Annotated in this window: 21 protein-coding genes; 10 read left to right on the top strand and 11 right to left on the bottom strand. The window is 67.9% G+C overall.

All coding sequences use genetic code 11. The annotated features are described in order from the left end of the window. Nucleotides 1-64 precede the first annotated feature (64 nt). Entirely contained in the window at nucleotides 65-1,393 is a 1,329-nt protein-coding gene (locus BLS34_RS15545) for a hypothetical protein (protein ID WP_139189351.1), read from the top strand. Here the strand turns inward: BLS34_RS15545 and BLS34_RS15540 are convergent. Further along, nucleotides 1,390-2,343, bottom strand: coding sequence for a DMT family transporter (locus BLS34_RS15540; protein WP_169400850.1), 954 nt, complete (start codon nucleotides 2,341-2,343; stop codon nucleotides 1,390-1,392). The genes BLS34_RS15545 and BLS34_RS15540 overlap by 4 nt on opposite strands. A gap of 205 nt (nucleotides 2,344-2,548) precedes the next feature. Here BLS34_RS15540 and BLS34_RS15535 point away from each other — a divergent pair, with 205 nt between their 5' ends. From BLS34_RS15535 to BLS34_RS15520, 4 genes are all read left to right on the top strand, one after another. After that, the gene (locus tag BLS34_RS15535) at nucleotides 2,549-4,885 is read left to right on the top strand and encodes a xanthine dehydrogenase family protein molybdopterin-binding subunit (RefSeq protein ID WP_093151622.1); all 2,337 of its coding nucleotides are present in this window, start codon (nucleotides 2,549-2,551) and stop codon (nucleotides 4,883-4,885) included. 4 nt (nucleotides 4,886-4,889) lie between these two features. Then, a complete protein-coding gene (locus tag BLS34_RS15530) occupies nucleotides 4,890-5,870 on the top strand; it encodes a DUF1176 domain-containing protein (RefSeq protein WP_093151621.1) in 981 nt (326 codons plus the stop codon). 129 nt (nucleotides 5,871-5,999) lie between these two features. Then, on the top strand, nucleotides 6,000-6,479 hold the full coding sequence (locus BLS34_RS15525; protein ID WP_175474250.1) for a PAS domain-containing protein: 480 nt from the start codon (nucleotides 6,000-6,002) through the stop codon (nucleotides 6,477-6,479). Between the two features lie 126 nt (nucleotides 6,480-6,605). Beyond that, nucleotides 6,606-7,232, top strand: a complete 627-nt coding sequence (locus BLS34_RS15520; protein WP_028794303.1) for a glutathione S-transferase family protein — start codon at nucleotides 6,606-6,608, stop codon at nucleotides 7,230-7,232. A gap of 75 nt (nucleotides 7,233-7,307) precedes the next feature. Here BLS34_RS15520 and BLS34_RS15515 read toward each other — a convergent pair whose 3' ends face one another. The 4 genes from BLS34_RS15515 to BLS34_RS15500 form a co-directional block, all read right to left on the bottom strand. After that, nucleotides 7,308-7,889: a PRC-barrel domain-containing protein gene (locus BLS34_RS15515; RefSeq protein WP_175474249.1), complete on the bottom strand. Its 582-nt coding sequence runs from the start codon at nucleotides 7,887-7,889 to the stop codon at nucleotides 7,308-7,310. 178 nt (nucleotides 7,890-8,067) lie between these two features. Then, the gene (locus BLS34_RS15510) at nucleotides 8,068-8,475 is read right to left on the bottom strand and encodes a DUF2000 family protein (protein WP_028794305.1); all 408 of its coding nucleotides are present in this window, start codon (nucleotides 8,473-8,475) and stop codon (nucleotides 8,068-8,070) included. 82 nt (nucleotides 8,476-8,557) lie between these two features. Continuing rightward, complete coding sequence (locus BLS34_RS15505) at nucleotides 8,558-9,412, bottom strand: helix-turn-helix transcriptional regulator (protein ID WP_028794306.1); 855 nt, start codon at nucleotides 9,410-9,412, stop codon at nucleotides 8,558-8,560. A gap of 10 nt (nucleotides 9,413-9,422) precedes the next feature. Beyond that, nucleotides 9,423-10,106, bottom strand: a complete 684-nt coding sequence (locus BLS34_RS15500; RefSeq protein ID WP_245701987.1) for a fused DSP-PTPase phosphatase/NAD kinase-like protein — start codon at nucleotides 10,104-10,106, stop codon at nucleotides 9,423-9,425. 345 nt (nucleotides 10,107-10,451) lie between these two features. On the opposite strand from BLS34_RS15500, the gene BLS34_RS15495 reads away from it, so the two are divergent. Continuing rightward, on the top strand, nucleotides 10,452-12,245 hold the full coding sequence (locus tag BLS34_RS15495) for an ABC transporter ATP-binding protein (RefSeq protein WP_093151824.1): 1,794 nt from the start codon (nucleotides 10,452-10,454) through the stop codon (nucleotides 12,243-12,245). Nucleotides 12,246-12,259: 14 nt separating this feature from the next. Here BLS34_RS15495 and BLS34_RS15490 read toward each other — a convergent pair whose 3' ends face one another. Both BLS34_RS15490 and BLS34_RS15485 read right to left on the bottom strand, forming a co-directional pair. Further along, nucleotides 12,260-13,162: an LpxL/LpxP family acyltransferase gene (locus BLS34_RS15490; RefSeq protein ID WP_093151615.1), complete on the bottom strand. Its 903-nt coding sequence runs from the start codon at nucleotides 13,160-13,162 to the stop codon at nucleotides 12,260-12,262. 51 nt (nucleotides 13,163-13,213) lie between these two features. Then, a complete protein-coding gene (locus tag BLS34_RS15485; RefSeq protein WP_093151613.1) occupies nucleotides 13,214-14,443 on the bottom strand; it encodes an MFS transporter in 1,230 nt (409 codons plus the stop codon). 101 nt (nucleotides 14,444-14,544) lie between these two features. On the opposite strand from BLS34_RS15485, the gene BLS34_RS15480 reads away from it, so the two are divergent. Together BLS34_RS15480 and BLS34_RS15475 are read left to right on the top strand one after the other, a co-directional pair. Further along, on the top strand, nucleotides 14,545-14,988 hold the full coding sequence (locus tag BLS34_RS15480; RefSeq protein ID WP_028794311.1) for a MarR family winged helix-turn-helix transcriptional regulator: 444 nt from the start codon (nucleotides 14,545-14,547) through the stop codon (nucleotides 14,986-14,988). A 181-nt stretch (nucleotides 14,989-15,169) separates the two neighbouring features. Further along, nucleotides 15,170-16,195, top strand: a complete 1,026-nt coding sequence (locus BLS34_RS15475; protein WP_093151611.1) for a hypothetical protein — start codon at nucleotides 15,170-15,172, stop codon at nucleotides 16,193-16,195. Between the two features lie 129 nt (nucleotides 16,196-16,324). Here BLS34_RS15475 and BLS34_RS15470 read toward each other — a convergent pair whose 3' ends face one another. Continuing rightward, the gene (locus BLS34_RS15470) at nucleotides 16,325-17,470 is read right to left on the bottom strand and encodes a PQQ-dependent sugar dehydrogenase (RefSeq protein WP_093151609.1); all 1,146 of its coding nucleotides are present in this window, start codon (nucleotides 17,468-17,470) and stop codon (nucleotides 16,325-16,327) included. A 70-nt stretch (nucleotides 17,471-17,540) separates the two neighbouring features. Next, nucleotides 17,541-18,035 carry a hypothetical protein gene (locus tag BLS34_RS15465; protein ID WP_093151607.1) on the bottom strand — a complete coding sequence of 165 codons (495 nt, stop codon included), beginning with the start codon at nucleotides 18,033-18,035 and terminating at the stop codon, nucleotides 17,541-17,543. A gap of 211 nt (nucleotides 18,036-18,246) precedes the next feature. On the opposite strand from BLS34_RS15465, the gene BLS34_RS15460 reads away from it, so the two are divergent. Then, nucleotides 18,247-19,698: an N-acyl-D-amino-acid deacylase family protein gene (locus BLS34_RS15460; protein ID WP_093151604.1), complete on the top strand. Its 1,452-nt coding sequence runs from the start codon at nucleotides 18,247-18,249 to the stop codon at nucleotides 19,696-19,698. Here the strand turns inward: BLS34_RS15460 and BLS34_RS15455 are convergent. Further along, nucleotides 19,695-20,246: a chloramphenicol phosphotransferase CPT family protein gene (locus tag BLS34_RS15455; RefSeq protein ID WP_093151602.1), complete on the bottom strand. Its 552-nt coding sequence runs from the start codon at nucleotides 20,244-20,246 to the stop codon at nucleotides 19,695-19,697. The two genes, BLS34_RS15460 and BLS34_RS15455, sit on opposite strands and share 4 nt — an antisense overlap. A 115-nt stretch (nucleotides 20,247-20,361) precedes the next feature. Between BLS34_RS15455 and BLS34_RS15450 the strand changes: the two genes are divergently transcribed. Next, nucleotides 20,362-20,976 carry a DUF2459 domain-containing protein gene (locus BLS34_RS15450; protein WP_175474248.1) on the top strand — a complete coding sequence of 205 codons (615 nt, stop codon included), beginning with the start codon at nucleotides 20,362-20,364 and terminating at the stop codon, nucleotides 20,974-20,976. 7 nt (nucleotides 20,977-20,983) lie between these two features. On the opposite strand, the gene BLS34_RS15445 is transcribed toward BLS34_RS15450, so the two are convergent. Beyond that, on the bottom strand, nucleotides 20,984-22,378 hold the full coding sequence (locus BLS34_RS15445; protein WP_093151597.1) for an amidase: 1,395 nt from the start codon (nucleotides 22,376-22,378) through the stop codon (nucleotides 20,984-20,986). Nucleotides 22,379-22,398 lie beyond the last annotated feature (20 nt).

Genomic DNA, 22,398 nt, shown 5'->3' with positions numbered 1-22,398 from the left:
CGCCGCTTCTCTGCGGCGTGTTGGTCCGTTGCGTTGCACAAAACTTTGGGCGACCGTCTACCCGATGACAATCTCCGCTTTGAACCGGCGCTGGCGCCCGCCCGTCCTTCTGGCGATCTGGCTGGCCGCACTGGTCCTGCTCTGGGTCGATATCGGCTGGCTTCATACCGTCGCGGCGAGCGCGCTCGGCGTGGTGGTCGTGCTGTCGCTGCTCGACGCGCGCCGGGAGACGCTGGCCGTGTCCGCGCTGATCGCCGGACTCGGCGCGCTCCTGCTCTGGGCCGGGGCCGATCCGGGCGAGATGCTGCGCGGACTCGACCGGACGCTGATCTTCGCCGGCATGCTGCCGACCCTGGCGATGACCCGGACGATCGCCCGCGGCCTGCCGGCGGTGCGCACCGCCCAGCACCGGATCGCGGCGCTGCCGGAGCGGCTGTCGGGGATCGGTTTGCTGTTCGGCGCCCATGCCTTTGGGGCGGTGCTGAACACCGGCTCCTTCGCCTTCATGGCCTCGGTGATTCCCGACGATGCCGGCGAGAAGCAGCGCCGGTCGTCCGCCCTGGCGTCGCTGCGCGGCATGAACACCGTGGCGCTCTATTCGCCGTTCCTGGTGGGCTTCGCGGTCGCCTATACCTATGTGCCGGAGGTGCCGGTCTGGCAGGCGTTTCTGCTGGGCGGGTCGATGGCGGTCTGCGGGCTGATCATCTCGCTGCTGATCTTCGCCCGGCCGCTCAGCCTGGACGCCGTGCGCCGGGGGCTGGCCTGCCTCGCCCCGATCGGCCTGCTGATGGTCGTGGTCGGCGGACTGGTGGTCGCCGCCTCGCAGATCTTCCCGATCAGCACCCTGGGGGCGGTGCTGATGGTCATGCCGGTGCTCTGCGCCATCCACCTGATCCAGCAGCCGCACCGCGTCGCCGAGGTCTATGGCGACACCAAGGGGGCGATGGCGACCATGGGGGACGACCTGCTGATCGTCTCGATCTCCCTCGTGCTGGGAACGCTGGCGGAGACCGCGCCGCCGATCCTTGAGGTGATGGCGCCCTGGATCGCCGACCATCTGCCGGCCTGGGCCGCCCTGTCGGCGGTGGCGGGAGCCATGGTGCTGTTCGCCCTGATGGGCGTGCATCCGATGATCACTGGCACGGTGATGATGGTGGCGGTGACCAGCAGCGACCTGGCGGTTGCCCATCTGCCGCTGATGACGGCGATGCTGTTCGGCTGGGGCATGGGAGCGATGAGCTCGATCAGCTCGCTGACCGTGGTGACGGCGGGCCGCCTGTTCGGCGTGCGACCGCTCGGCCTGGCGATCAGCCCGAACCTGATCTATGTCGCGGTGTTCTTCGTGTTCACCATGTCGGTGCTGACGGCGCTGAACGCGGTGATGACCGGCTAACGGTTGCGTCGGGTCATCACCAGGAACACGGCCGCCGCGACGCAGAGCAGGGCGGCGTAATCCACCCATTGCGGCCGCACCCCGAAGATCAGCGCGTTGGCGAAGACGCCGACCACGGGGACCATGAGCGTGCCGACCGTGGAGGCCACCACGGGCAGCAGCGACACCACCTTGAAATAGGCCCAATAGCAGAGGATGCCGGTGATCGTCATGTTGTAGAGCACCGCCATGGCCGGCCAGAGCGTCACCTCGCCCATGTTGTCGAGGTCCCAGAAAACGGCGATGATCAGGACCGGGACCGCGCCGATCAGGTGCTGCCAGCCGCAGACCACGGTGACCGGCTGGGTGAAACCGGCATGCTTCACAACCACCGTGCCCGCCCCCCAGCAGAAGGCGGCGGCGACCACCAGGATCGGCCCCAGCGGCGGGCCGGCCAGCGACTTGGCGTCGACCGAAAACAGCAGCGCCATGCCGGCAAGGCCCAGGGACAGCCCGACGATGGCCCGGATTCCCAGACGGTCCTTCAGCACGAAGGCGCCGACCAGGGTCGCCCAGAGCGGCATGGTATAGGCCAGGATCCCGGCACGGCCAGCGTCCATCAGGTCGATTCCATACAGAACCAGGATGTTCCACAGCGCCATGTTCAGGATCCCCGACAGAAACAGCGGACGCCATTTGTCGCGGGGAATCTTCAGCGAATGCCGGCCGATCATCGCCACGGCGAACAGGCCGAAACCGGACACCACGCTGGCCGAGCCCCGGAACACCCAGGGCGGCACCTCGGCCAGCCCCACCTTCATGATCGGCCAGTTGAAGCCCCAGAGCACGGCCAGCATCGCCAACAGGGCGACGGCCAGCGGCGTGGCGGAGCCGGGTGTGGGGCGCTTCGGCGCGGAGAGGCTGGGCGGCGCCGGGTCGATCGGTGCCGCCTGCGGGGAGGAACTGGACACGGGGATGGTCATCCGGTGAAGTGCGTCTAACTCATTGCTAACTGAATTCGTCCTTGAGTGCGAGCGGGCAGGGTTTCTAGGATGCGCGCACGCGTCGAGGAGGCCCCAGGGTAGTTTCGTATCCGGGTCCGTTCGGCCCAACCAGCAACTCGGGTTGCCCCGCCGGGCCGGCCCTTCCAACCAGACTGCAGCGGAGACTGGCGACATGGTGAAGTTCGCAATCGGACAAGGCGTGAAGCGCGTGGAGGACAACCGGCTGCTCAAGGGCACCGGCCTGTATACCGACGACATCGAGGTCGAGGGCGCGTTGGCGTCCTATGTCCTGCGCTCGCCCGTTGCCCATGCGGTGATCACATCCATCGATACCTCGGCGGCCAAGGACGCGCCGGGCGTCGTCGCCGTCTATACCGGCGAGGATGTGAAGGCCGACGGCCTGGGCGACCTGCCCTGCGTGCCGCCGGTGACCAACCGCGACGGCAGCCCGCGCGCCGACACGCCGCGCCCGATCCTGGCGGTCGGCAAGGTCCGTCATGTGGGCGAGCCGGTCGCCTTCATCGTCGCTGAGACCGCGATCCAGGCGCGCGACGCGGCCGAGCTGATCGAGTTCGACTTCGAGGAGTTGGACGCCACGGTCGACACCGAAGGCGCGACCAAGGACGGCGCGCCGCAGCTGTTCGACCACATTCCCAACAACGTCGCCTTCGACTGGGAGAGCGGCGACAAGGCGGCGGTCGATTCCGCCTTCGACAGCGCCCACAAGAAGGTCGAGGTGCGGATCGTCAACAACCGCATCGTCGTCAACTCCATGGAGGTCCGTCCGGTCGTCGCCGAGTACGATCCGGAGACCGACCGCTCGACCCTGTGGTCGTCCACCCAGGGTCCGCATGTGTTCCAGACCCTGCTGGCCGAGAAGGTCCTGAACATCGACCCGGCCAAGCTGCGCTGCCGCACCACCGATGTCGGCGGCGGCTTCGGCATGAAGATCTTCCTGTATCCGGAACAGGCGCTGTGCACCTGGGCCTCGCGCAAGCTGAAGCGGGCCGTGCGCAACCTGCCGGACCGCTCGGAAGCCTTCATGACCGACGCCCAGGGCCGCGACAACATCTCCTATGCCGAGGCGGCGGTCGACGCCGACGGCGTGATCCAGGCGCTGCGGGTGAAGACCTATGCCGCACTCGGCGGCTACCTGCACCACATGGGCGCCTTCATCCCGACCAATGCGGGCACCCACATGCTGTCGGGCGTCTACAAGGTTCCGCAGGTGTACGTGAACGTGCTGGGCGTGCTGAACAACACCACCCCGACGGATGCCTACCGGGGCGCCGGGCGGCCGGAGGCGGCCTATCTGATCGAGCGGGTCGTCGACGTGGTCGGCCAGGAGATGGGGCTGACCCCCGACGAGGTGCGCCGCCGCAACTTCATCCCGCCGGAAGCCATGCCCTACACCACGCCGCTCGGCAACGTGTACGACAGCGGCGAGTTCCAGACGCTGATGGAAGAGTGCATGGAGAAGTCCGGCTGGGCGTCGTTCGAGGAGCGCCGCAAGGAGGCCGCCGGTCGCGGCAAGCTGCGCGGCATCGGCATGGGCTACTACATCGAGAAATGCGGCGGCGGTAACCCGGAGACGGCGGACGTGCGCTTCACCGACGAGGGCAAGGTCGAGATCCGTATCGGCACCCAGTCGAACGGCCAGGGCCACGAGACCGCCTATGCCCAGATCCTGTCCGACACGATCGGCGTCGAAGGCGGCGACATCAAGGTCATCCAGGGCGATACCGACACCGTGCCGCCGGGCATGACCGGCGGGTCGCGCTCGGTACCGGTCGGCGGGGCCGCGGTTCTGCTGGCGGGTCGCCAGATCCTCGAGAAGGGCAAGAAGATCGCCGCCAATGCCATGGAGGCGGCGGCCGCCGATATCGAGTTCTCCGACGGCGTCTTCACCGTGGCCGGCACCGACAAGTCCATGACCATCATGGACGTCGCCAAGGCGGCCAAGGACGCCGCCAACCTGGACGAGGGCATGACCCCCGGCCTGGACGACAGCCACAAGCGGACGCCGGAGGCGGCGACCTATCCGAACGGCTGCCACATCGTCGAGCTGGAGGTCGATCCCGACACCGGCACCGTCGAGATCGAGCGCTACACGATCGTCGACGACTTCGGCGAGACGATCAATCCGCTGATGCTGGCCGGTCAGGTGCATGGCGGCATCGTCCAGGGCGTCGGCCAGGCGCTGACCGAGCACACCGTCTACGAGGAGGGCTCCGGCCAGCTCGTGACCGGCTCGTTCATGGATTACGGCATGCCGCGCGCCGATCTGGTCCCGATGTTCGACTTCAACCTGCACAACGTGCGCTGCACCACCAACCCGCTCGGCATCAAGGGATCGGGCGAGGCGGGGGCGATCGGCGCCCCGCCGGCGGTGATCAGCGCCCTGGTCGATGCCCTGCACGCGACCACCGGCATCACCCATATCGACATGCCGGCGACGCCGCTGGTTATCTGGGATCTGATCCAGCAGGCGAAGCAGAAGGCGGCGTAAGCCCTTGCGCGGTTGCGACATCCTGGCGGCGGCCCCCCGGTGGGGCCGCCGTCTTGCTTTCGGGCTTGCGGGTCTGCTCGCGGCCGCGGGCGCCCAGGCGGCGGATCCGACGCCGCAATCGCTTGCCGCCGCCGGCCTGCTGACCCTGCCCGAACCCTGTACCGTCTCTCGCGAGGAGCTGTTCCAGGCCGCGCCCGACGAGAATGTCTGGGTCTCGGACTTGGCCGATGGGGTCTGGCTCGCCATCGCCCTGTGCGAGCACCATGCCTATCAGTCGACCGAGGTGGCGCTGCGGATCGAGGAGCGGGACGGGGCGCTGACCTCGACCCTGCTGGCCTTCCCCGTGTGGCGCGAGGGCGAGCAGACGCCCTGGCCCTATATCGCCTTTCAGCCCTGGCTCACCGGCCTTGCCAGCGAGGTGAGCGAGCGGCGGATCTCCCTGGTCTACAAGGGACGCGGCATCGGCGATTGCGGCGAGCATGTCGCCTACGACCTCACCGGACCGGTGGTGCGGATCGCGGAATACCGGGCGAAGTTCGAATGCGACGGAGACTGGGTCGAGCCGGACACCTGGCCGCTGGTGCCGCGGCAGGTGCTCGACGACCACGCCCCCGTGCATACGGACCGGATGGCCGGCGAGCTCCTGAGCGCGGTGATGCTGCGCTGGCCGCGCGTCGACTGGATGGGCCATGCGATCGCCCGGGGGGATCTCGATGGCGGCGGGGTCGAGGAGCAGTGGATCGGCGGTTACAGCCGCAACTGGGACACCGAGCTGACCAACTATCATCTGGTGCAGTTGCAAGAGGGAACGCTGCGGGCCTGGGACATCCCGGTGGCGAACGACACCCAGTACGCACTCTGCCAGCCGGCCGCCTCCCTCGCTTTCGAGGACCCGGCGACCCTGGCCATCGACGACGGGCTCTGCGATCGTGTGAGGGTCGGCTGGGACGCCGCGGCCGATACGATCACCTTGGATCGCCGCTGACCGAGCCGTCCACAGGGCTGGTCGTTTTGCCTCGCAGCCACACTTTCTGATTACTTGAAGCTTTCAGCCGGCTGACTTCCGATCCCTATCGGGATGTCCGCGGGACGATCGCACAGGTTGGGGGAGGGGATGCAGATACCGCTCGACGGCTGGTGGCAGATCGACGAGTCGAACGCGCTGCGCTCGGGAGAACTGCGCCGGCTTCTGGCGATGTGGGTGCGGCGACGGGTCGGAACCGGGGTGCCGGCTCGGGAGGCGTTCACCGCGGAGGAGTTCATGGGTTTCGGCGGCCGGGTGGTGCTGCTCGATGTCGAGCCGGACCCGTTCCGGCTGCGCTTCCGCCTGCTGGGTACCCGGGTGACCCTGGCGGTCGGGCGGGATGCGACCGGCAGCTATCTCGACGAGGTCTACGAGCCCGTCTACTGGAACCGTCTCAGGCAGCATTTCCGGCGGGTGATCGACGAGCGGCGACCGTTGCGGATGTTCGGCAACATGGCCCATTCGCGGAAGCCCCATGTCGCGGCGGAGTCCATCGATATGCCGCTGGCCGGCCCCGACGGCTCGGTCGCCATGATCCTGCAGGGGTTCGATTTCGAGGACGCGTACTGAGCGACTGCGGTGGGGCGCGATCCGGAGACCGGTGCTGACGGAGCGTTCATACTTCGCGCCTTACGCGTCCGCCCGCCACTCGCTAAGGTCGCCGCAACGGAAATCCGCGCACAGGGGGAAACACCGATGATCGAACTCTATACCTGGAAGACCTCGAACGGGCGCAAGGCGTCGATCATGCTCGAGGAGATCGGGGTGCCGTACAACGTGCATCCGATCCCGATCGGCCAGGACGTCCAGTTCACGCCGGAATACATCGCCATCAATCCGAACTCGAAGATCCCGGCGATCGTCGATACCGAGGGGCCGGACGGCAAGCCCTTCACGGTCATCGAGTCCGGCGCGATCCTCATGTACCTGGCGGAGAAGTCGGGCAAGCTGATGCCGCAGGACACCGCCAAGCGCTACGAGGTCATCCAGTGGCTGATGTGGCAGATGGGCGGCATCGGACCGATTTTCGGCCAGGTCCATCACTTCGAGCGGGCCGCCAAGGTCGATGTGCCCTACGGCAAGGAACGCTACGGCAAGGAGTGCCGCCGGCTCTACGGCGTGCTGAACGCGCGGCTGGAGGGCGTCGACTATGTCGCCAACAACGAATACTCCATCGCCGACATCGCCATCCTGCCCTGGGTCGCGCGCTACGATTGGCAGAAGGTCGATCTGGCCGACTACCCGAACGTCAAGCGCTGGTTCGATGCGCTGATGGCGCGTCCGGCAGTGCAGCGCGGCATGGAGATCCCGGCGGACGCCTGATCCGCATGGCACGCGCAAAAGAAAACGGCCGCCCCAATGGGCGGCCGCCTCTTTTTTTGAGCCGTTCAGGCCGGATCAGTCGGCGACGATCGTACCGTCGGCATTGACCTCAACCTCGACGTAGCGGTCCTCGCTGAACTGCTCGCGGGTCTCCAGCTCGGCCTTCGTGGCGCTGTTCAGGATGAAGTGATCGTCGGCGCGGGTGAACTCGCTGGCCGGGATCACGACTTCGCGCTCACCCAGGCCCAGGAAGCCGCCCACATCGGTCACGAAGTACAGGACGTTGTCGGACTTGCCGCGGACGACCTCGTCGATCTCGCCGATCGAGTCGCCGTTGGCGTCACGCACCGCGGTGCCCTCGATCTCGGTGATCTGGTCGCCGGACAGAAGCTCGCGGATCTTCGTCTCGGTGGCCGTGGCGGCTGTTGCCGCAGCGGCACCCACGGTGTTCGCGGTCTCCTTGGCGACCTCGCCGGCCTTGTCCATGTCCTTCTTGATCTCGGTCCCGGTCTGACCGTCGGCCTTGATGTGGTCCGTCTTCACGGTGCCATTGGCATTGGTCTCGGCAGACGTCGACCCGGCGATCGCCGGGTTGCCGGCGAGGGCCAGCATGGACGCACCGGCGATCAGGCTCAGGGTCAGGGCGTTGCGCTTCATAACGTACCTCCAGTTAACCTCGTGAGAGGCGTCGTGTGAGTGTCTCGCGGTCGGCCCGTTGGATAACTCGGGGGGTAGGCCGTCCGCTCGACAGGTAAACGTCATGCCTTCGTTGTGGTTCCGTGGATCGACGAAAAACCTTTCCTCTTATTGGGTCTGAATCGCGTCGGCTTTATGGTTATTCATGCAGTTTCAGACCTTTAAGAGACTTGTCGACATCCTTGCGGTCGCCGCGCGTGGCGACCCCGACCAGGTCGAGGGCGTCGCCGGGCAGGGCCGCGACGACGGCCCGGTTGTCGGCGTCGTTGCCGGTCCTGAACATGCCTTCGGCGTACACGGCCAGCTCGAGGCCGCGGTCCAGCGCCCGCCGGTGCGCCTTGGCCAGGGCGTCGCCGCTGCCGGCCAGGATGAGCACGGGCTGCCCCAGGATCGGCAGGTAGGACTGCCCGTCGCGGTCGCGGTAGGTCTCGCCGATGGCGTCCGGATACCGGGCGGCGATGGCGCTGGCCAGGAAGGCGACGACGTTCAGCTTCTGCCAGGTGGCTAGGTCGTCGCGGACGGCGATGGAGATCTTGGTATCGTGCATATCGGATCTGCTGTTGCGGTGGAGAGACCCGCGACACTGCCGCAGATCGGCGCGGCATGATTGGACGTTCGTGCGGTCCCGCTCAGACGCGGTAGGCGCTCTGGAACCGGCCGGGGGTGACGCCGTAGGCCGCCTTGAACCGTCGGCTGAGGTGGCTCTGGTCGGCGAAGCCGACGGCGGCGGCGACCTCGGCCGGGCTGTCGCCGGCCGCCAGCAGGGCGCGGGCCTGTTCCAGGCGGATGTTGGTCAGGTACCGGTGCGGCGGCATGCCGGTGGCGGCCTGGAACGCCCGGTTGACCTGGAACCGGCTGCGGCCGGTCTCGCGGGCCAGATCGTCGAGGCGGATGTCGCTGTCGAAGCCGGCGTGCAGGATCTCGCGGATCCGCGCCACAGCGCCGGCGTCGCCGTCCCTGTCGGGCCGGCCCGGCAGGCTGGCCCGGCCGTGGCGCAGCGCCAGAGCCAGCAGCAGCAGGTCGAGACGGCTCTCCGCGGCCAGGCTCTCCCGCGGCGCGGCGGTATCGGTCGCCCGGGCCTGGAGTGCCGGCATGGTGGCGGCGAAGATCCGGGCCACCGCCGGATCGTCCAGCAGGGTATCGGTGAAGAACGGCGGGTCGGCCCGGCCGGTGGCGTCCTCCAGAACGCGCTCCCACACCCCGGTGTCCGGATACAGCATCCAGTAGGCGAAGCCGCTGTCGTCCGCGGCCTCGCCGTCATGGGGATCTTCCGGGTTGAAGGCGATGATCCGGCCCGGCGTGCTGGTGTGGCGCCGGCCGCGATGATTGAAGCGCTGCAGCCCGCGCATGGTCACGCCGATGGCGAAGGTCGCGTGGGCGTGGCGCTCGAAGGCGGGACCGGAGAAGGCGGCCTGCAACACGTCGACGCCGAGTTCCCCGTCGCGGTCGTAAGCCAGGAAATCGGGCGCCTTGGTGAGGGTCATGGCGCCAGTGTCACTCCCGCCGCAGGATCCTGTCGACCAGGATCTTCGCCGCCCAGTTCTCCTTGAAGGCGGCGTTCAGGGCGTCGCGGTCGTACACCGTCTCCACCCACGCGCGGAAGCCGATGCCGGTCTGTTCCTCGGCCTTCAGGTACTGCTCGTAGAAGAAGTCGATCACCCCGGTCTTGGCCTGGCGGATGTGGCCGTAGCGCAGGGACAGGTGATCCATCGCCCGACGCAGCGGGACGCCCTTGTGCTGCCACAGGTACAGCGTCGCCATGAAGCCGGTGCGGTCGGCCCCGGACTTGCAGTGCATCAGGACCGGGTATTCCAGCGTCTTCCAGATGTCGATGGCGGCGAGCAGGGTCGGCCGGTCCAGTGCCGAGCGCGAGCGGATCGGGAAGTCCACCAGGGTGAGGCCGAGTTCGGCGCAGGCCTGCCGCTCCAGAGTGTAGGGGCCGTCGTCGCGCGGGCCGCGCAGGTTGAGGATAGTCTTGAAGCCGTCCATCTTGGCCTTGCGCAGATGGGTCGGGCTCGGCTGGGCGGCGCGCCAGAGGTCGTCGTCGACCTTGCGTTTGTTAAGGAACACCGCGCGCAGGAAGCCGTGATCGACCAGCATGAGGTTCCACCACGCCGCGCGGCGGGCGGCGGCGTCGAGGGCATCCGGCATGTCGGCAATCTTCGGCAGGTCGACCATGGGCGCTGGCTAGCACAGGCGGCGGATGGCGGGAAGCGTCCGCTGCCCCGGGACCGAGCGGGCGGCGAGGCTTCGGGCGGTCGCAGGCAGGCGCATCCGAGGCGCCGCCCACGGATGCCCGGCCGACCGGTCTGCGAAGACGGAACGACCGAGCATCCGTTTCGGCACGGTCCCAACACCATAGTAGTCTCCATCGCCTCGCGCCGATTGTCTGTCCGTCTCAATTCTCTTGCATCTCCGTCTCGCGCTGCTCAGTCCGGATGCGCCGATGAACGGCGACCGACCTCCGGAAACCTCGGCCGCAGGGTGGATGCGCGCCGGCGCCGGATCGTGTATCAGGGGCCGATGGCCGAGGCGAAACCCGAAAAGACCCGCATTCCGCTGAACGACGCCCGCACCGGCCCCCTGCTGCGCCGGCTGTGGGACGCCTTCGTGCGCCCCCATGCGGGCTGGCTGGCGGTGGCCTCGATCGCCATGGCGATCGTCGCGGCGACCACGGCAGCCACCGCCTGGCTGATGGATCCGGTGGTCGACAAGGTGTTCGTCGAGCAGGACCGCTCCATGCTGTGGCTGGTCGGCAGCGCGGTGATCGTCACCTTCGCGCTGAAATCCGCCGCCTCGTATTTCCAGGACTCGCTGCTCGCCCGGGTCGGCCAGCGGATCGTCGCCGACGTCCAGCTCCGCCTGTTCGGCCATCTGCTGGACCAGGACGTCGCACTGTTCCAGAGCCGGGCGACCGGCGGGCTGATCTCGCATTTCACCTTCGACGTCCAGGCGCTGCGCCAGGCGGTGTCCAATGCCATCGTCGGCCTGGTGCGCGACGGGCTGTCGGTGATCTTCCTGGTCGGCGTGATGCTGTACCAGGACTGGCTGCTGTCGCTGATCGCGCTGCTGGTCGCGCCGCTGACGGTGCTGCCGATCCAGAAGCTCGGCAAGCGCATGCGTCGGGTCTCCGGCGACGCCCAGGCGCGGATGGGCGAGCTCACCACCCTGCTGAGCCAGGCGTTCCAAGGCATTCGTGTGATCAAGGCCTATGCCATGGAGCGGGCCGAGACGAAGCGGATCGGCGAGATCGTCGAGGAGATCTACCGGCTGACCTACCGCCAGGGCCGGGTGCGCGCGGCGGTGCAGCCGATCGTCGACGCCTTCGGCGGCATCGCGGTGGCCGCCGTCATCGTCTATGGCGGCTATCGGGTGATCGAGGGGGCGACGACGCCGGGCGCCTTTTTCTCGTTCATCGCCGCCGTGCTGATGGCTTATCAGCCGCTGCGCGGCCTCGGCAAGGTCAGCACCACCCTGCAGGAGGGGCTGGCGGCGGCGGAGCGGCTGTTCGTCCTGCTCGACCGCAAGTCGGCCATCGCCGAGGCGCCGGACGCCAAGGCTCTCGCACGCGCGCCGGCGGAAGTGGCTCTCAAGGACGTGCGCTTCCGCTATGCCGACGGCACCGAAGCGCTTGCCGGCATTAGTCTGGTGGCGCCGGCCGGCAAGGTGACCGCGCTGGTCGGTCCCAGCGGCGCCGGCAAGAGCACGGTGCTGAACCTCATCCCCCGGTTCTTCGACGTGGAGGCCGGCTCGGTGACGATCGGCGGCACCGACGTGCGCGCCCTGACCCTGGCCAGCCTGCGCGACGCCGTCGCCCTGGTCAGCCAGGAGATCGTGCTGTTCGACGATACGGTGGCGGAGAACATCCGATTCGGCCGGCCCGACGCGACCGACGACCAACTGCGCGCGGCGGCCGAGGCGGCGGCGGCCCATGAGTTCATCTCCGCCCTGCCGGACGGCTACGACACCCGGGTGGGCGAGCACGGCACCAAGCTGTCCGGCGGTCAGCGTCAGCGCATCGCCATCGCCCGGGCGATCCTGAAGGACGCGCCGATCCTGCTGCTGGACGAGGCGACGAGTGCGCTCGACACCGAATCCGAGCGGCAGATCCAGGCGGCGCTGGCCCGGCTGATGAAGGGGCGAACGACCCTGGTCATCGCCCACCGGCTGTCCACGGTGCAGGGCGCCGACGTGATCCATGCGTTCGAGGCAGGACGGGTTGTGGAGAGCGGTGACCACCATGCGCTGGTGGAGCGCGGGGGCACCTATGCCCGTCTGCACGCCCTGCAGTTCCGCGAGCCGCAGAGTGCGGCTTAGGGAAGGGCGGCGGACTACTCCCCCTTCGGCCAGCGCCGGTGGACCCAGAGCCACTGTTCCGGCCGCTCGCGGATCCAGCTCTCCAGCAGGTCGTTGAACCGCTGCACGGTGGCGGCGACGTCTTCCGACGCCTTGCCGTCGCGCGGCACCGTCACCCCCTCATGGGCGGTCACCCGGAACCGCGCACCTTCAAGCCGCTCGATCCGCACCGCGACGATGGGGCAGTCGAACCGCCGGGCGAGCTGGGCAAAGGCCGGGGTGGTCATCGCCCTGCGGCCGAAGAACCGGGCCTCGATCCCGTCATTCATCTTCTGATCAATCAACAGGCCGAGCGGGCGGCCGCGCTTCAGCGCATCCATCACGCCGCGCGCGCCCTGGCTGCCCTTGGGAAACATCGTGGCGTCCGGATGCGGCTTGCGCTTGTCGTAGAGCGAGGAGATCAGCGGATTGTCCGGGGCGCGGTACACCGCGTCGATCACCAGCCCGACATGGGCGGCGGCCAGCGGCATCAGCTCCCAGTTGGCGATGTGGCCGGAGACGTAGATCGCCGGACCGCCGTCCCGCATCGCCGCCAGGGCGTGTTCGGCGCCGACGATCTCGACCCGGCGGTCCATCTCGCGCAGCAGGGTGCGGATATGCGCGAACTCGCCGGCGGTCCGGCCGAGGTTACGCCACATGCCGGCCAGGATCCGGTCGATCTCGCCCGCGTCCTTCTCCGGGAAGGCCCGTTCCAGGTTGCCGCGCGCGACCTTGTGAAGGCGAAGCATCGGGCCGACCCGCGCCAGCACGGCGGCGCCGAGCGCCGAGGCCGCATCGATCGGGAGCAGCCGCATCAGCCCGTAGACGGCGAGCGCGCCAGCGGCCTCCAGCGGCCAAAGCAGGCGTTTGCTCAGGGGGATCTCGCGCGGGTTCGACATGGACGGTGGTATTCGCCGTCCATGTCGGATTTGTCCAGCCCCGTGTGAGCTTTAGACGGTGACCGGGGTGAGCCGGGCGAGCGGCTTCTCGTTGATCGGCAGATGGATGATCGCCGCCGCCAGACCCAGCACCACGCCGGCCCACCACACCCCGTCATAGGAGCCGGTCGTGTCGTACAGGTAGCCGCCGAGCCAGATGCCGGCGAACGAGCCGAGCTGGTGGCTGAGGAACACGAAGCCGAACAGGGTGGCCATGTACTTCACGCCGAAGATTTGGGCGACGATGCCGGTGGTGAGCGGGACGGTCGAGAGCCACAGAATGCCCATGGCGCCGGCGAACAGGTAGATCGTCAGCTCCGTCTTCGGCGCCATGAGCAGCGCGATGATGACGATGGCACGGGCGAAGTAGATCGTGCTGAGCCCGACCTTCTTGCTCCAGCGCTGGCCCGCCATTCCGGAGGCGAAGGACCCGATGATGTTGAACAGTCCGACCAGCGCGAGCGAATAGGCACCAACCGTCGGATCCAGCCCCAGGTCACGGACATAGGACGGGAAGTGCACGGTGATGAAGGCCACGTGGAAACCGCAGACGAAGAAGCCGATGGTCAGCAGGATGTAGCCGCGATGGGCGCCGGCCTCGGCCATCGCCTGACGGAAGGTCTGGTTGCTCGGCACCTCGCCCTTGGCATTGGTGTTCGAGGGCAGGATGAAGGCCAGCGGGATGATGAACAGCGCCGAGGCCGCCAGCATCAGCAGGGCGCTCTCCCAGCCATAGGCGCCGATGAAGCCCTGACCGAGCGGGGAGAACACCACCTGGCCGAACGAACCCGCCGCCGTGCCGAGGCCGAGCGCCAGGGACCGGCGCTCCGGCCCGACGACCTTGGCCATGGCGGCCATGGCCAGCGAGAAGGCTGTGAAGGCCACCCCGATTCCGGTCAGCACGCCGCCGAACAGGTGCAGCTCCAGGGAGCTGTCGGCCGTCGCCATGCCCCAGACCCCGACCGTGTAGATCACCGCGCCGACCGCCAGAACCCGCGAGGGGCCGAACTTGTCGGCGATCATGCCGGCGACCGGCACGCCGATGCCCCAGAGCAGGTTCTGGATCGCCATGGCGAGACCGAACGTCTCCCGGTCCCACCCCTTGGCCAGGGTCATCGGCTCCAGGAACAGACCGAACGCCGAGCGGATTCCGAAGCCGATCATGGCGATCAGACATCCGGCGACGATCACCACGACGGGAGTCCTCCAGCCGGGTGACGAGGGATGGGCGAGGGTCGACATGGCAGACTCCGGAAGGGCGGTTGGCCGGAAATGTGGGGTGTGTTACAGTACGTGCAGCTACACTCGTGTACCTGCACATAATTGTCAATTGGCGCGTGATGATGGTCCCAAGCGACGAAGCCGGTTTGGCCTGTACCTGCTCGCTAGTGCGTGGCGCGGCGCGTCGGCTCACCCAGTATTACGACGAGGCGCTGAAAGAAACCGGTCTTAAGGTCACCCAGTACGGGCTGCTGTCGAACATCGAGCGGATGGACCGTCCGTCGGTGACCGACCTCGCGGACCGGCTGGACCTGGACCGCACGACCCTGACCCGGAACCTGGCGCCGCTGCGGGACGCCGGCTGGGTCCGGCTGGCGCCCGGGTCGGACAGACGCAGTCGCTCGGTGGAACTGACCGACACGGGCCGCGACATGCTGGCGCTGGCGCGGCCGCACTGGCGGCGCGCGGAGGTGGCGTTGCGCCAGCGCGCGGGCGGCGAGGTGACCGCGGCCCTGCGGGACGTTCTGACCCAGACGGTCGCGGCCGCCGACGCGCAACAGCAGTAAGGCCGCGGCCGAGTGCCGGCCGCTTCACCGCCCCGTGCGGGCCTCGTCGGCGCGATGTTTGCCCCGCCCCTTGCGTTGCCCTAGATCCGTCACGATCTTGCGGTTCTGTTGGGCGACGCTTGAGCCCGCACCCCGATACGCGTTAGGGCAGGGGACATTGCCACCGGCCGGGAGCCGATGAATGACCGCACTTCGTTCGATTGCGACGGTCGCCGCCGTCGTTGCCGCGTTGACCCTCTCGATCGCCTCACCGGCTTCGGCCGCGTTCAAGAGCGGGATCTGGCAGGGCGACGCCTATATCTCCAAGGAGGGGCAGTTCCAGCGCTGCGCCATCGTCGGCGACTATGAGAGCGAGACGGATCTCGGCTTCGGACTGGCGGCCAACGGCACGTACGAAGTCTATCTGATCAACAAGAGCTGGACGCTGGAACCCGGTCAGGCCGCCAAGGTCACCATCAAGGTCGACGACCGCCCGGAAGTGAGCGGTGCCTTCCAGGTGGTGAGCAAGGATACGCTCGGCACCCTGATGCAGGACCATCCGGAGCTGGTCCAGGCGTTCAAGGCCGGCAATGTCGCGACGATCACCGGCTTCTTCGGCACCCTGAAGTTTCCGCTGACCGGCACCGCGAAGGCCTTCGGCGTGATGGAGGATTGCGTCCGTCAGGTGAAGGCGGGCGTCCAGGACGGCGAGAAGGCCGCTCAGGCCCGCGAGAAGCTGGCCAAGATCCACGGCCAGGACCTGTTCACGCTGCAGCCCCAGGCCTTTGCCTGGCGCGTGCTGAATGATCTGCCCCAGGACCAGTTCGGCATCCCCAAGGATGTCGATCAGGCCATGAAGCGCTGGAACGCGGCGCTGGTCTGGCGGATCGAGCGCGGGCTCGGTCTGGTCCAGTCGGTGGGAGGCAGCCATAGCGAGGAGGAGCTGCGGGCCGAGCTGACCAAGCTGAAGGCGCCGAGCTGCAAGGGCCAGCTCACCTCCGAGGCGGATCTGCGCATCATGCCGGGCACGGAAACGATCCTGCCGCATGTGGAGTTGTCCTGCACCGATGTCGGCAACGGCAGCGCCGCCTATGAGGTGCTGACCTTCTTCCCGCATGCCTCCGGCAACATGATTGCCGTCAGCCATATCGGTGAAACGCTGCAGATTGCCCAGACGGCGGACGCCACCTTCCTCAACCAGGTGGCTGCCATCGCTGGCCAGCGCTAGAGAAAATCACGATCAGATGGAAACATCTGCTCGTGTGAATTTGCTCTAACTTTGCTGGGTTAGAGGGAGATTCACCGTACAGATCGTTTCGATCTGAACTGCTCGCGCTCTAGCCGCAGGCACCCTCCGCTAGCCGCAGACACCCTCCGACGGCGCGACACGGATCAGCGCGCCGTCGCTCTCATCGGTCAGCAACCAGATCGCGCCGTCCGGACCCATCCGGACGTCGCGCACCCGGCCGAACCGGCCCTTGAACAGCCGCTCCTCGCCGGCGACCGCGCCGTCCTCCATGTCGAGCCGCACCAGCATGCGGTCCTTCAGGGCGCCGACCAGGATGTCGCCGGTCCAGGCCGGAAAGAGATCACCGCCCACGAAGGCGAGGCCCGACGGCGCGATCGACGGATCCCAGTAGTAGACCGGCTGCTCCATGCCGGCCGCCGACGTCCCGATTCCGATCTGGCCACCGTGGTAATGGCGGCCGTAGGAGATCGTCGGCCAGCCATAGTTCTTTCCCGCCTCCGGCCGGTTGATCTCGTCGCCCCCGCGCGCGCCGTGCTCCACGATCCACAGCGCGCCGGTCTCCGGGTGCCGGGCGGCACCCTGCGGGTTGCGGTGGCCGAAGGACCAGATCTCGCGGGCGCCGTTTCTGCCGTCGGCGAAGGGATTGTCGCCCGGGATGCTGCCGTCCTCCGCGATCCTCAGCACCGAGCCGGCATGGTCGCTGGGATTCTGCGCGCGCGGCCGGTCGCCGCGGTCGCCGATGGTGAACCACAGTGTCCCATCGCCCTTGAAGACGATGCGTGAGCCGAAATGCCGCGTCGTGCCGGTCGCCAGCGACATCGAGAAGATCTGCGTCAGGTCGGTCAGCCGCGATCCGTCGGCCGACAGCGTGCCATGGGCGATGGCGGTGCCGGTGAGCCCGTCTCCGCGCCGCTCGGAGTAGGAGAAGTAGAGCCGCCGGTTGTCGGTGAAGTCCGGATGGGCGACCACGTCGAGCAGGCCGCCCTGGCCGGACGCCCGCACGTTCGGGGCGCCGTCGATCGCCGATTTCTCCCCCGATTGCGGGTCGGCCAGCCACAGGGCGCCATCGCGCTCGGTGATGACCGCCATGCCGTCGGGCAGGAAGGTGACGCCCCAGGGATGATCGAGATCGGCGACTCTGGTTTCGGCGGTCAGGGCGCAGGCCTCGGCCTGCTCGGTCTCCTGCGCGACGGCCAGTGAGGGCAGTGCTGCGAGAAAGGGCAGGGCGAGCAGCAACGGTCGGGTCGGGAGCATCTGGGGTCCTCTCGGCCGGAAAACGGGTCTCGGTGAGAGGTGGGGGGCGTTCACGCCCGGTCAACGCCTGCTATGTCATGTCCGTCAGATCGTCGACCGCTCCCTCGAACGCTTCCTTCAGTTCGACCACCGCGCCTCCGGCAGGCGCGGCGCTCAAAAGGCTCTTCAGCAGCGAGTTCAGGAATTCGAGCAGCCGCCGAAGGATCGGCCCGAGCACCACGCGGCGCGGATCGGGGATCTGCTGCGCAGTTTGCAAAAAACGCCGATACCAGTAGTTCACCATTCCAAGTTTCCGGTTCAGGCTCCGGGCGCGGAGATCGTGGCCGTCGATGTGCTCGATCGGCATGTCGGCGCACCATTGCTGGCAAGACTCGAAAGCCGGTCCGCTGGCTTCGAAGAGTTCGGACACCGGCTGGATCAACTCCTCGACCATCAGGTCGGGATATTGTTGCAAGATCTCGCCAAGAAACACGCGGACTTCGCCAACAAAGGCTGACGATACGCTGCGAACGCCGGCGAGATTGTCGGGCGTCTCCGGATCCACAAAAAGTTCGAAATTCGCCATGAGCTGATCCTCCTGACTGAATACGGTGAACCCATTGGGCACCAACTTCCGGGTGCCAGCATTGAAAATTGTCACGCCTCGTCGGATGCAATTATCACGGGAAGCATGCTGGCTGACCCGATAGGGCTTTCTGGTCGGAACGCTTTAACCCGCCTTGACTTCGGGGTGGCGGCGGGCTGCCATCGGGGCTTGCGAGATCAAGGAGACGACGATGGCCGGATTGGAGCGCTGCGACCTGAAACTGAGCGGGGGCGAGGTGATCGACGGGACCGGGGCGGCGCGGATGCGGGCCGACGTGGCGATCGTCGACGACCGGATCGCCGCCATCGGCGACCTCTCCTCCGTCCGGGCGGGCCGCGAGATCGACGTCACCGGCCGCATCGTCGCGCCGGGATTCGTCGATGTGCACACCCATGACGACCGGGCGCTGCTGTCGAAGCCGACCATGGACATGAAGGTGAGCCAGGGCGTGACCAGCGTCGTCGTCGGCAATTGCGGCATCTCCCTGGCGCCGCTGGTCATGGACCGCCGCCCGCCGCCGCCGCTCGACCTGCTCGGCACCGAGGAATGGTGGAAATACGGCACCTTCGACGCCTTCCTGACCGCGATCGACGAGGCCCCGGCCAGCGTCAACGCCGCCTTCCTGGTCGGTCACTCGACCTTGCGGGTCGGTGCCATGGACGACGTCTACCGGGCAGCAAGGTCGGACGAGATCAAGACCATGCGCGGCCGGCTGGAGGAGTCGCTGGACGCCGGCGCCAGCGGTTTGTCCACCGGCCTGTTCTACGCGCCGTCTGAGCAGGCGCCGACCGAGGAGGTGATCGAGATCGCCAGGGCGCTGAAGACCCATGGCGGGCGCTACGTCACCCATATGCGCAACGAGGGTGCCGATGTGGTGAAGAGCCTGGAGGAGACTTTCCTGATCGGCCGAGAGGCCGGGGTGCCGGTGATCGTCTCCCACCACAAGGTGCACGGGAAGGACAATTTCGGCCGCTCCAAGGAGACGCTGGCGCTGTTCGACCGCTATCGGAAGAGCCAGAAGATCGGTCTCGACGTGTATCCGTATCACGCCTCCTCCACGGTGCTGAAGGCGGACAGCATCGCCTTCTCCAACCGGGTCATGGTGACCTGGTCGGTGCCGCATCCCGAGCACAAGGGGCGCGACCTGAAGGACGTCGCCGAGGAGTGGGGCGTGGACGTGTACGCGGCGGCGGAACGGCTGCAGCCGGCCGGCGCGATCTACTTCTCCATGGACGAGGACGACGTGCAGCGCATCCTGTCCTATCCGCAGGCGATGTTCGGCTCCGACGGCCTGCCCCATGACGAGTTCCCGCATCCGCGGCTGTGGGGCACCTTCCCGCGCATTCTCGGCCATTATTCCCGCGATCTCGGCCTGTTTCCGCTGGAGGAGGCGGTGCGCCGCATGACCTCGCTCTCCGCCGAGGAGTTCGGCCTGAAGGACCGGGGCGAGGTGGCGGAGGGCAAGTTCGCCGACCTGTGCGTGTTCGACGCCCGGGACATCATCGACAGCGCCACCTTCGAGGACCCGATGACCCCGGCCGCCGGCATCGACACGGTGATCGTCAACGGCCGCATCGTCTGGGCCGAGGGCCGGTGTACCGGCGAACGCTCCGGCCGGGCGCTGCGGCAGGGCCGGGCCTAAAGGCCGAAGGCGTCACAGATCAGCCGGGCACAGTCTTCGGGGCCGTGCTCGGCGGTGTCGATCTCCAGATCGTAGGTCTTGCCCGCATGCACCCGCGGGAACTGCCATCGGGCGAGGCCGATCCTGCGGTCGCCGCGTGCCGCTTCGCGGGCTTCCAGGACCTCCAGCGGTGCGTGGACAGCGAACTTCAGGAAACGGAACCGGGCGAGGTGCCGGTCGTACTCCGCCATCCGGTCGCCCAGAATGACGTCGTCGACGATCAGGTTGTTGCCGGCGCTCGCCAGCGCGGCGACAGCCGCCGGAATGGCTCCGAACAGGCGGGCGCCGGCCGGGCCGCTGCGCACCGCCACTTCGGGCGGACCGTCGCCGGGGACCGGGACGAAGTCGACGCCGTCCGGGTGGCCTATCAGGCGGGCCGGCAGCATGTCGAAGAAGCCGTCCATCTGCACATGCAGGAACGGATCGCGCGCGACCTCCTGAAAGGCGCGGGCGATGGAGGTCTTGCCGGCGCTGCCGACGCCGTCGAGAAGGATGACGGTCGGGGTCATGCCCTGCCTCCGGATGGCCATTTTGGGTCGGCACCGTCGTCGCCAGTACGTTGAGGGCCGGCACGTTGAGGGCCGGCACGTTGAGGGCCGGATCGTCGAGGGAGGAGTAAGGCGGATGGCACGGGCGGTCGCAATCCTGTTCGGTCTGGGTGTCCTGCTCTCGCTTGCCGGTCCGGCCGCCGGCGGCGAGCGTCTGGTTCATCTCGTCAATATCGGCTGGCACACCGGCATCGCGGTGCGCAGCGCCGATATCGACCCCGCCCTTATCCCCGAGATCGGCGACCTGCCCGAGGCCGGCTGGGTCGAGTTCGGCTGGGGCGATGCTGCGTTCTACCGCGATCCGGACCCGGCGATCGGCAGCTATGTCAGCGCGGCCTTCATCGAGACACCGGCGGTCATGCACCTGGTCGGCATGCCCGTCCCGCCGGCGCGGTACTTCCCGGATGCCGAGGTCGTCGACGTGCCCCTGGATACGGCCGGTTTCGACCGGCTCATCGGCTTTATCGCGGCGAGTTTCGACCGCGCCCAGGGAGAGCGGCTGTCGGCGCTGGGGCCTGGCCTCTACCGTCGGAGCGGGTTCTATGACGCCGTCGGCACTTTCACCCTGTTCAATACCTGCAATACCTGGGTCGCACGCGCCTTCGCCGCCGCGGGCCTGGAGATCGATACCGACCTCAGCCGCGCCAGCACGGTGACGGCGCGGGTGCGGGCTGCCGTGGCGGCCCGCTGAAGATTGCCTAAATCGTCGGCAGTTCGATCGGCATCACGCCCTCGAACGCGGCCGAGGCGGTCAGCACCATATCCTCCCCCCATTTCGGACCGACGATCTGCAGACCGACCGGCAGACCGCCGACGCGGCCGCAGGGGATCGTCGCCGCCGGCTGCTGAGTCAGGTTGAACGGGTAGGAGAACGGCGTCCACTCGGTCCAGCGCTTCATGTTGGAGCCCGGCGGCACCTCGTGGCCGGCCTCGAAGGCCGGCTGCGGCAGGGTCGGGGTGAGCAGCAGGTCGTAGGTCTCGTGGAACTCGTTCATCGTGGTTCCCAGCGCCTCGCGCTGCTTCACCGCGGCGAAATACTCCAGCAGGGAATAGCGGGCACCGGCCTCGGCGACCTCGACCAAGCCCGGGTCGATCAGGGCCTTCTGCTCCTCGCTGAACGCGGTGAACAGGTTGGCGGCCCCGGTGAACCAGTGCGCGGCGAAGACCTCGTGGCTGTTGGGCAGCGGACTTTCCACTTCCTCGACCGTCGCACCGAGTTCGCGGAACACCTCGACCGCCTTGGCCACCAGGGCGGCGACCTCGGGCTGCACCGTGGCACCGCCGAGATCGGGGCTGTAGGCGATTCGCCAGCCGGCCACCGACGGGCGCAGGGCGTTGCGGTAGTCCGCACCCTCGTACGGCACGGCGTACCAGTCGCGGGCATCGGGCTCGCCCATCACCGTCAGCATCAGGGCGGAATCGGCGACCGTGCGGGTCATCGGGCCGATATGGGCGACCGAGCCGAAAGGCGAGGCCGGATAGGCCGGCACCCGGCCGAAGGTCGGCTTGATGCCGTAGATGCCGGTATAGCCCGCCGGCATGCGGATCGAGCCGCCACCGTCCGATCCCTGGTGCAGGGCGCCCATGCCGGCTGCCGCCGCCACCGCCGCTCCGCCGGAGCTGCCGCCCGGCGTCTTCGTCGGGTCCCAGGGGTTACGCGTGATGCCGGTCAGCGGGCTGTCGGTCACGCCCTTCCAGCCGAACTCCGGCGTGGTCGTCTTGCCGAGCAGCACCGCGCCGTGCTCGCGCAGCCGGGCGACGTAGGGGGCGTCCACATCCCAGGGGCCGTCCGCCTTGACGGTCTTGGAACCACGCAGGGTCGACCAGCCCTCGGTCAGGGACAGGTCCTTGATCGAGGTGGGCACGCCGTCGACCAGTCCGACAGGCTCGCCCTTGGCCCAGCGCGCCTCCGATTGTTTCGCGCTCGCCAGGGCCGACTCGTGATCGACCATCCGGAAGGCGTTCAGCTTACCGTTCAGCGCGTCGATGCGGTCGAGGGCGGCCTTGGTCGCCTCCACCGGCGAGATCGTCTTGCGGGCATAGGCGTGCAGCAGGTCGGTGGCCGACAGGAGGGCGAGATCGGTGCTGGTCATCGAAAAAATATCCTTGGAAC

Origin of the sequence: Thalassobaculum litoreum DSM 18839, from assembly GCF_900102465.1 — a bacterium.
In the GTDB taxonomy this organism is placed as follows: Bacteria; Pseudomonadota; Alphaproteobacteria; order Thalassobaculales; family Thalassobaculaceae; genus Thalassobaculum; species Thalassobaculum litoreum.
Note: the sequence above shows the minus strand (reverse complement) of the source record. Positions and strands in the feature narration are given on the sequence as shown.

What these genes read in the sequence shown, in the direction of transcription:
- BLS34_RS15545 (WP_139189351.1), top strand. Translation starts at nt 65, where the DNA reads ATGACAATCTCCGCTTTGAACCGGCGCTGGCGCCCGCCCGTCCTTCTG.
- BLS34_RS15535 (WP_093151622.1), top strand. Translation starts at nt 2,549, where the DNA reads ATGGTGAAGTTCGCAATCGGACAAGGCGTGAAGCGCGTGGAGGACAAC.
- BLS34_RS15525 (WP_175474250.1), top strand. Translation starts at nt 6,000, where the DNA reads ATGCAGATACCGCTCGACGGCTGGTGGCAGATCGACGAGTCGAACGCG.
- BLS34_RS15520 (WP_028794303.1), top strand. Translation starts at nt 6,606, where the DNA reads ATGATCGAACTCTATACCTGGAAGACCTCGAACGGGCGCAAGGCGTCG.
- BLS34_RS15515 (WP_175474249.1), bottom strand. Translation starts at nt 7,889, where the DNA reads ATGAAGCGCAACGCCCTGACCCTGAGCCTGATCGCCGGTGCGTCCATG.
- BLS34_RS15510 (WP_028794305.1), bottom strand. Translation starts at nt 8,475, where the DNA reads ATGCACGATACCAAGATCTCCATCGCCGTCCGCGACGACCTAGCCACC.
- BLS34_RS15505 (WP_028794306.1), bottom strand. Translation starts at nt 9,412, where the DNA reads ATGACCCTCACCAAGGCGCCCGATTTCCTGGCTTACGACCGCGACGGG.
- BLS34_RS15500 (WP_245701987.1), bottom strand. Translation starts at nt 10,106, where the DNA reads ATGGTCGACCTGCCGAAGATTGCCGACATGCCGGATGCCCTCGACGCC.
- BLS34_RS15495 (WP_093151824.1), top strand. Translation starts at nt 10,452, where the DNA reads ATGGCCGAGGCGAAACCCGAAAAGACCCGCATTCCGCTGAACGACGCC.
- BLS34_RS15490 (WP_093151615.1), bottom strand. Translation starts at nt 13,162, where the DNA reads ATGTCGAACCCGCGCGAGATCCCCCTGAGCAAACGCCTGCTTTGGCCG.
- BLS34_RS15485 (WP_093151613.1), bottom strand. Translation starts at nt 14,443, where the DNA reads ATGTCGACCCTCGCCCATCCCTCGTCACCCGGCTGGAGGACTCCCGTC.
- BLS34_RS15480 (WP_028794311.1), top strand. Translation starts at nt 14,545, where the DNA reads ATGGTCCCAAGCGACGAAGCCGGTTTGGCCTGTACCTGCTCGCTAGTG.
- BLS34_RS15475 (WP_093151611.1), top strand. Translation starts at nt 15,170, where the DNA reads ATGACCGCACTTCGTTCGATTGCGACGGTCGCCGCCGTCGTTGCCGCG.
- BLS34_RS15470 (WP_093151609.1), bottom strand. Translation starts at nt 17,470, where the DNA reads ATGCTCCCGACCCGACCGTTGCTGCTCGCCCTGCCCTTTCTCGCAGCA.
- BLS34_RS15465 (WP_093151607.1), bottom strand. Translation starts at nt 18,035, where the DNA reads ATGGCGAATTTCGAACTTTTTGTGGATCCGGAGACGCCCGACAATCTC.
- BLS34_RS15460 (WP_093151604.1), top strand. Translation starts at nt 18,247, where the DNA reads ATGGCCGGATTGGAGCGCTGCGACCTGAAACTGAGCGGGGGCGAGGTG.
- BLS34_RS15455 (WP_093151602.1), bottom strand. Translation starts at nt 20,246, where the DNA reads ATGACCCCGACCGTCATCCTTCTCGACGGCGTCGGCAGCGCCGGCAAG.
- BLS34_RS15450 (WP_175474248.1), top strand. Translation starts at nt 20,362, where the DNA reads ATGGCACGGGCGGTCGCAATCCTGTTCGGTCTGGGTGTCCTGCTCTCG.
- BLS34_RS15445 (WP_093151597.1), bottom strand. Translation starts at nt 22,378, where the DNA reads ATGACCAGCACCGATCTCGCCCTCCTGTCGGCCACCGACCTGCTGCAC.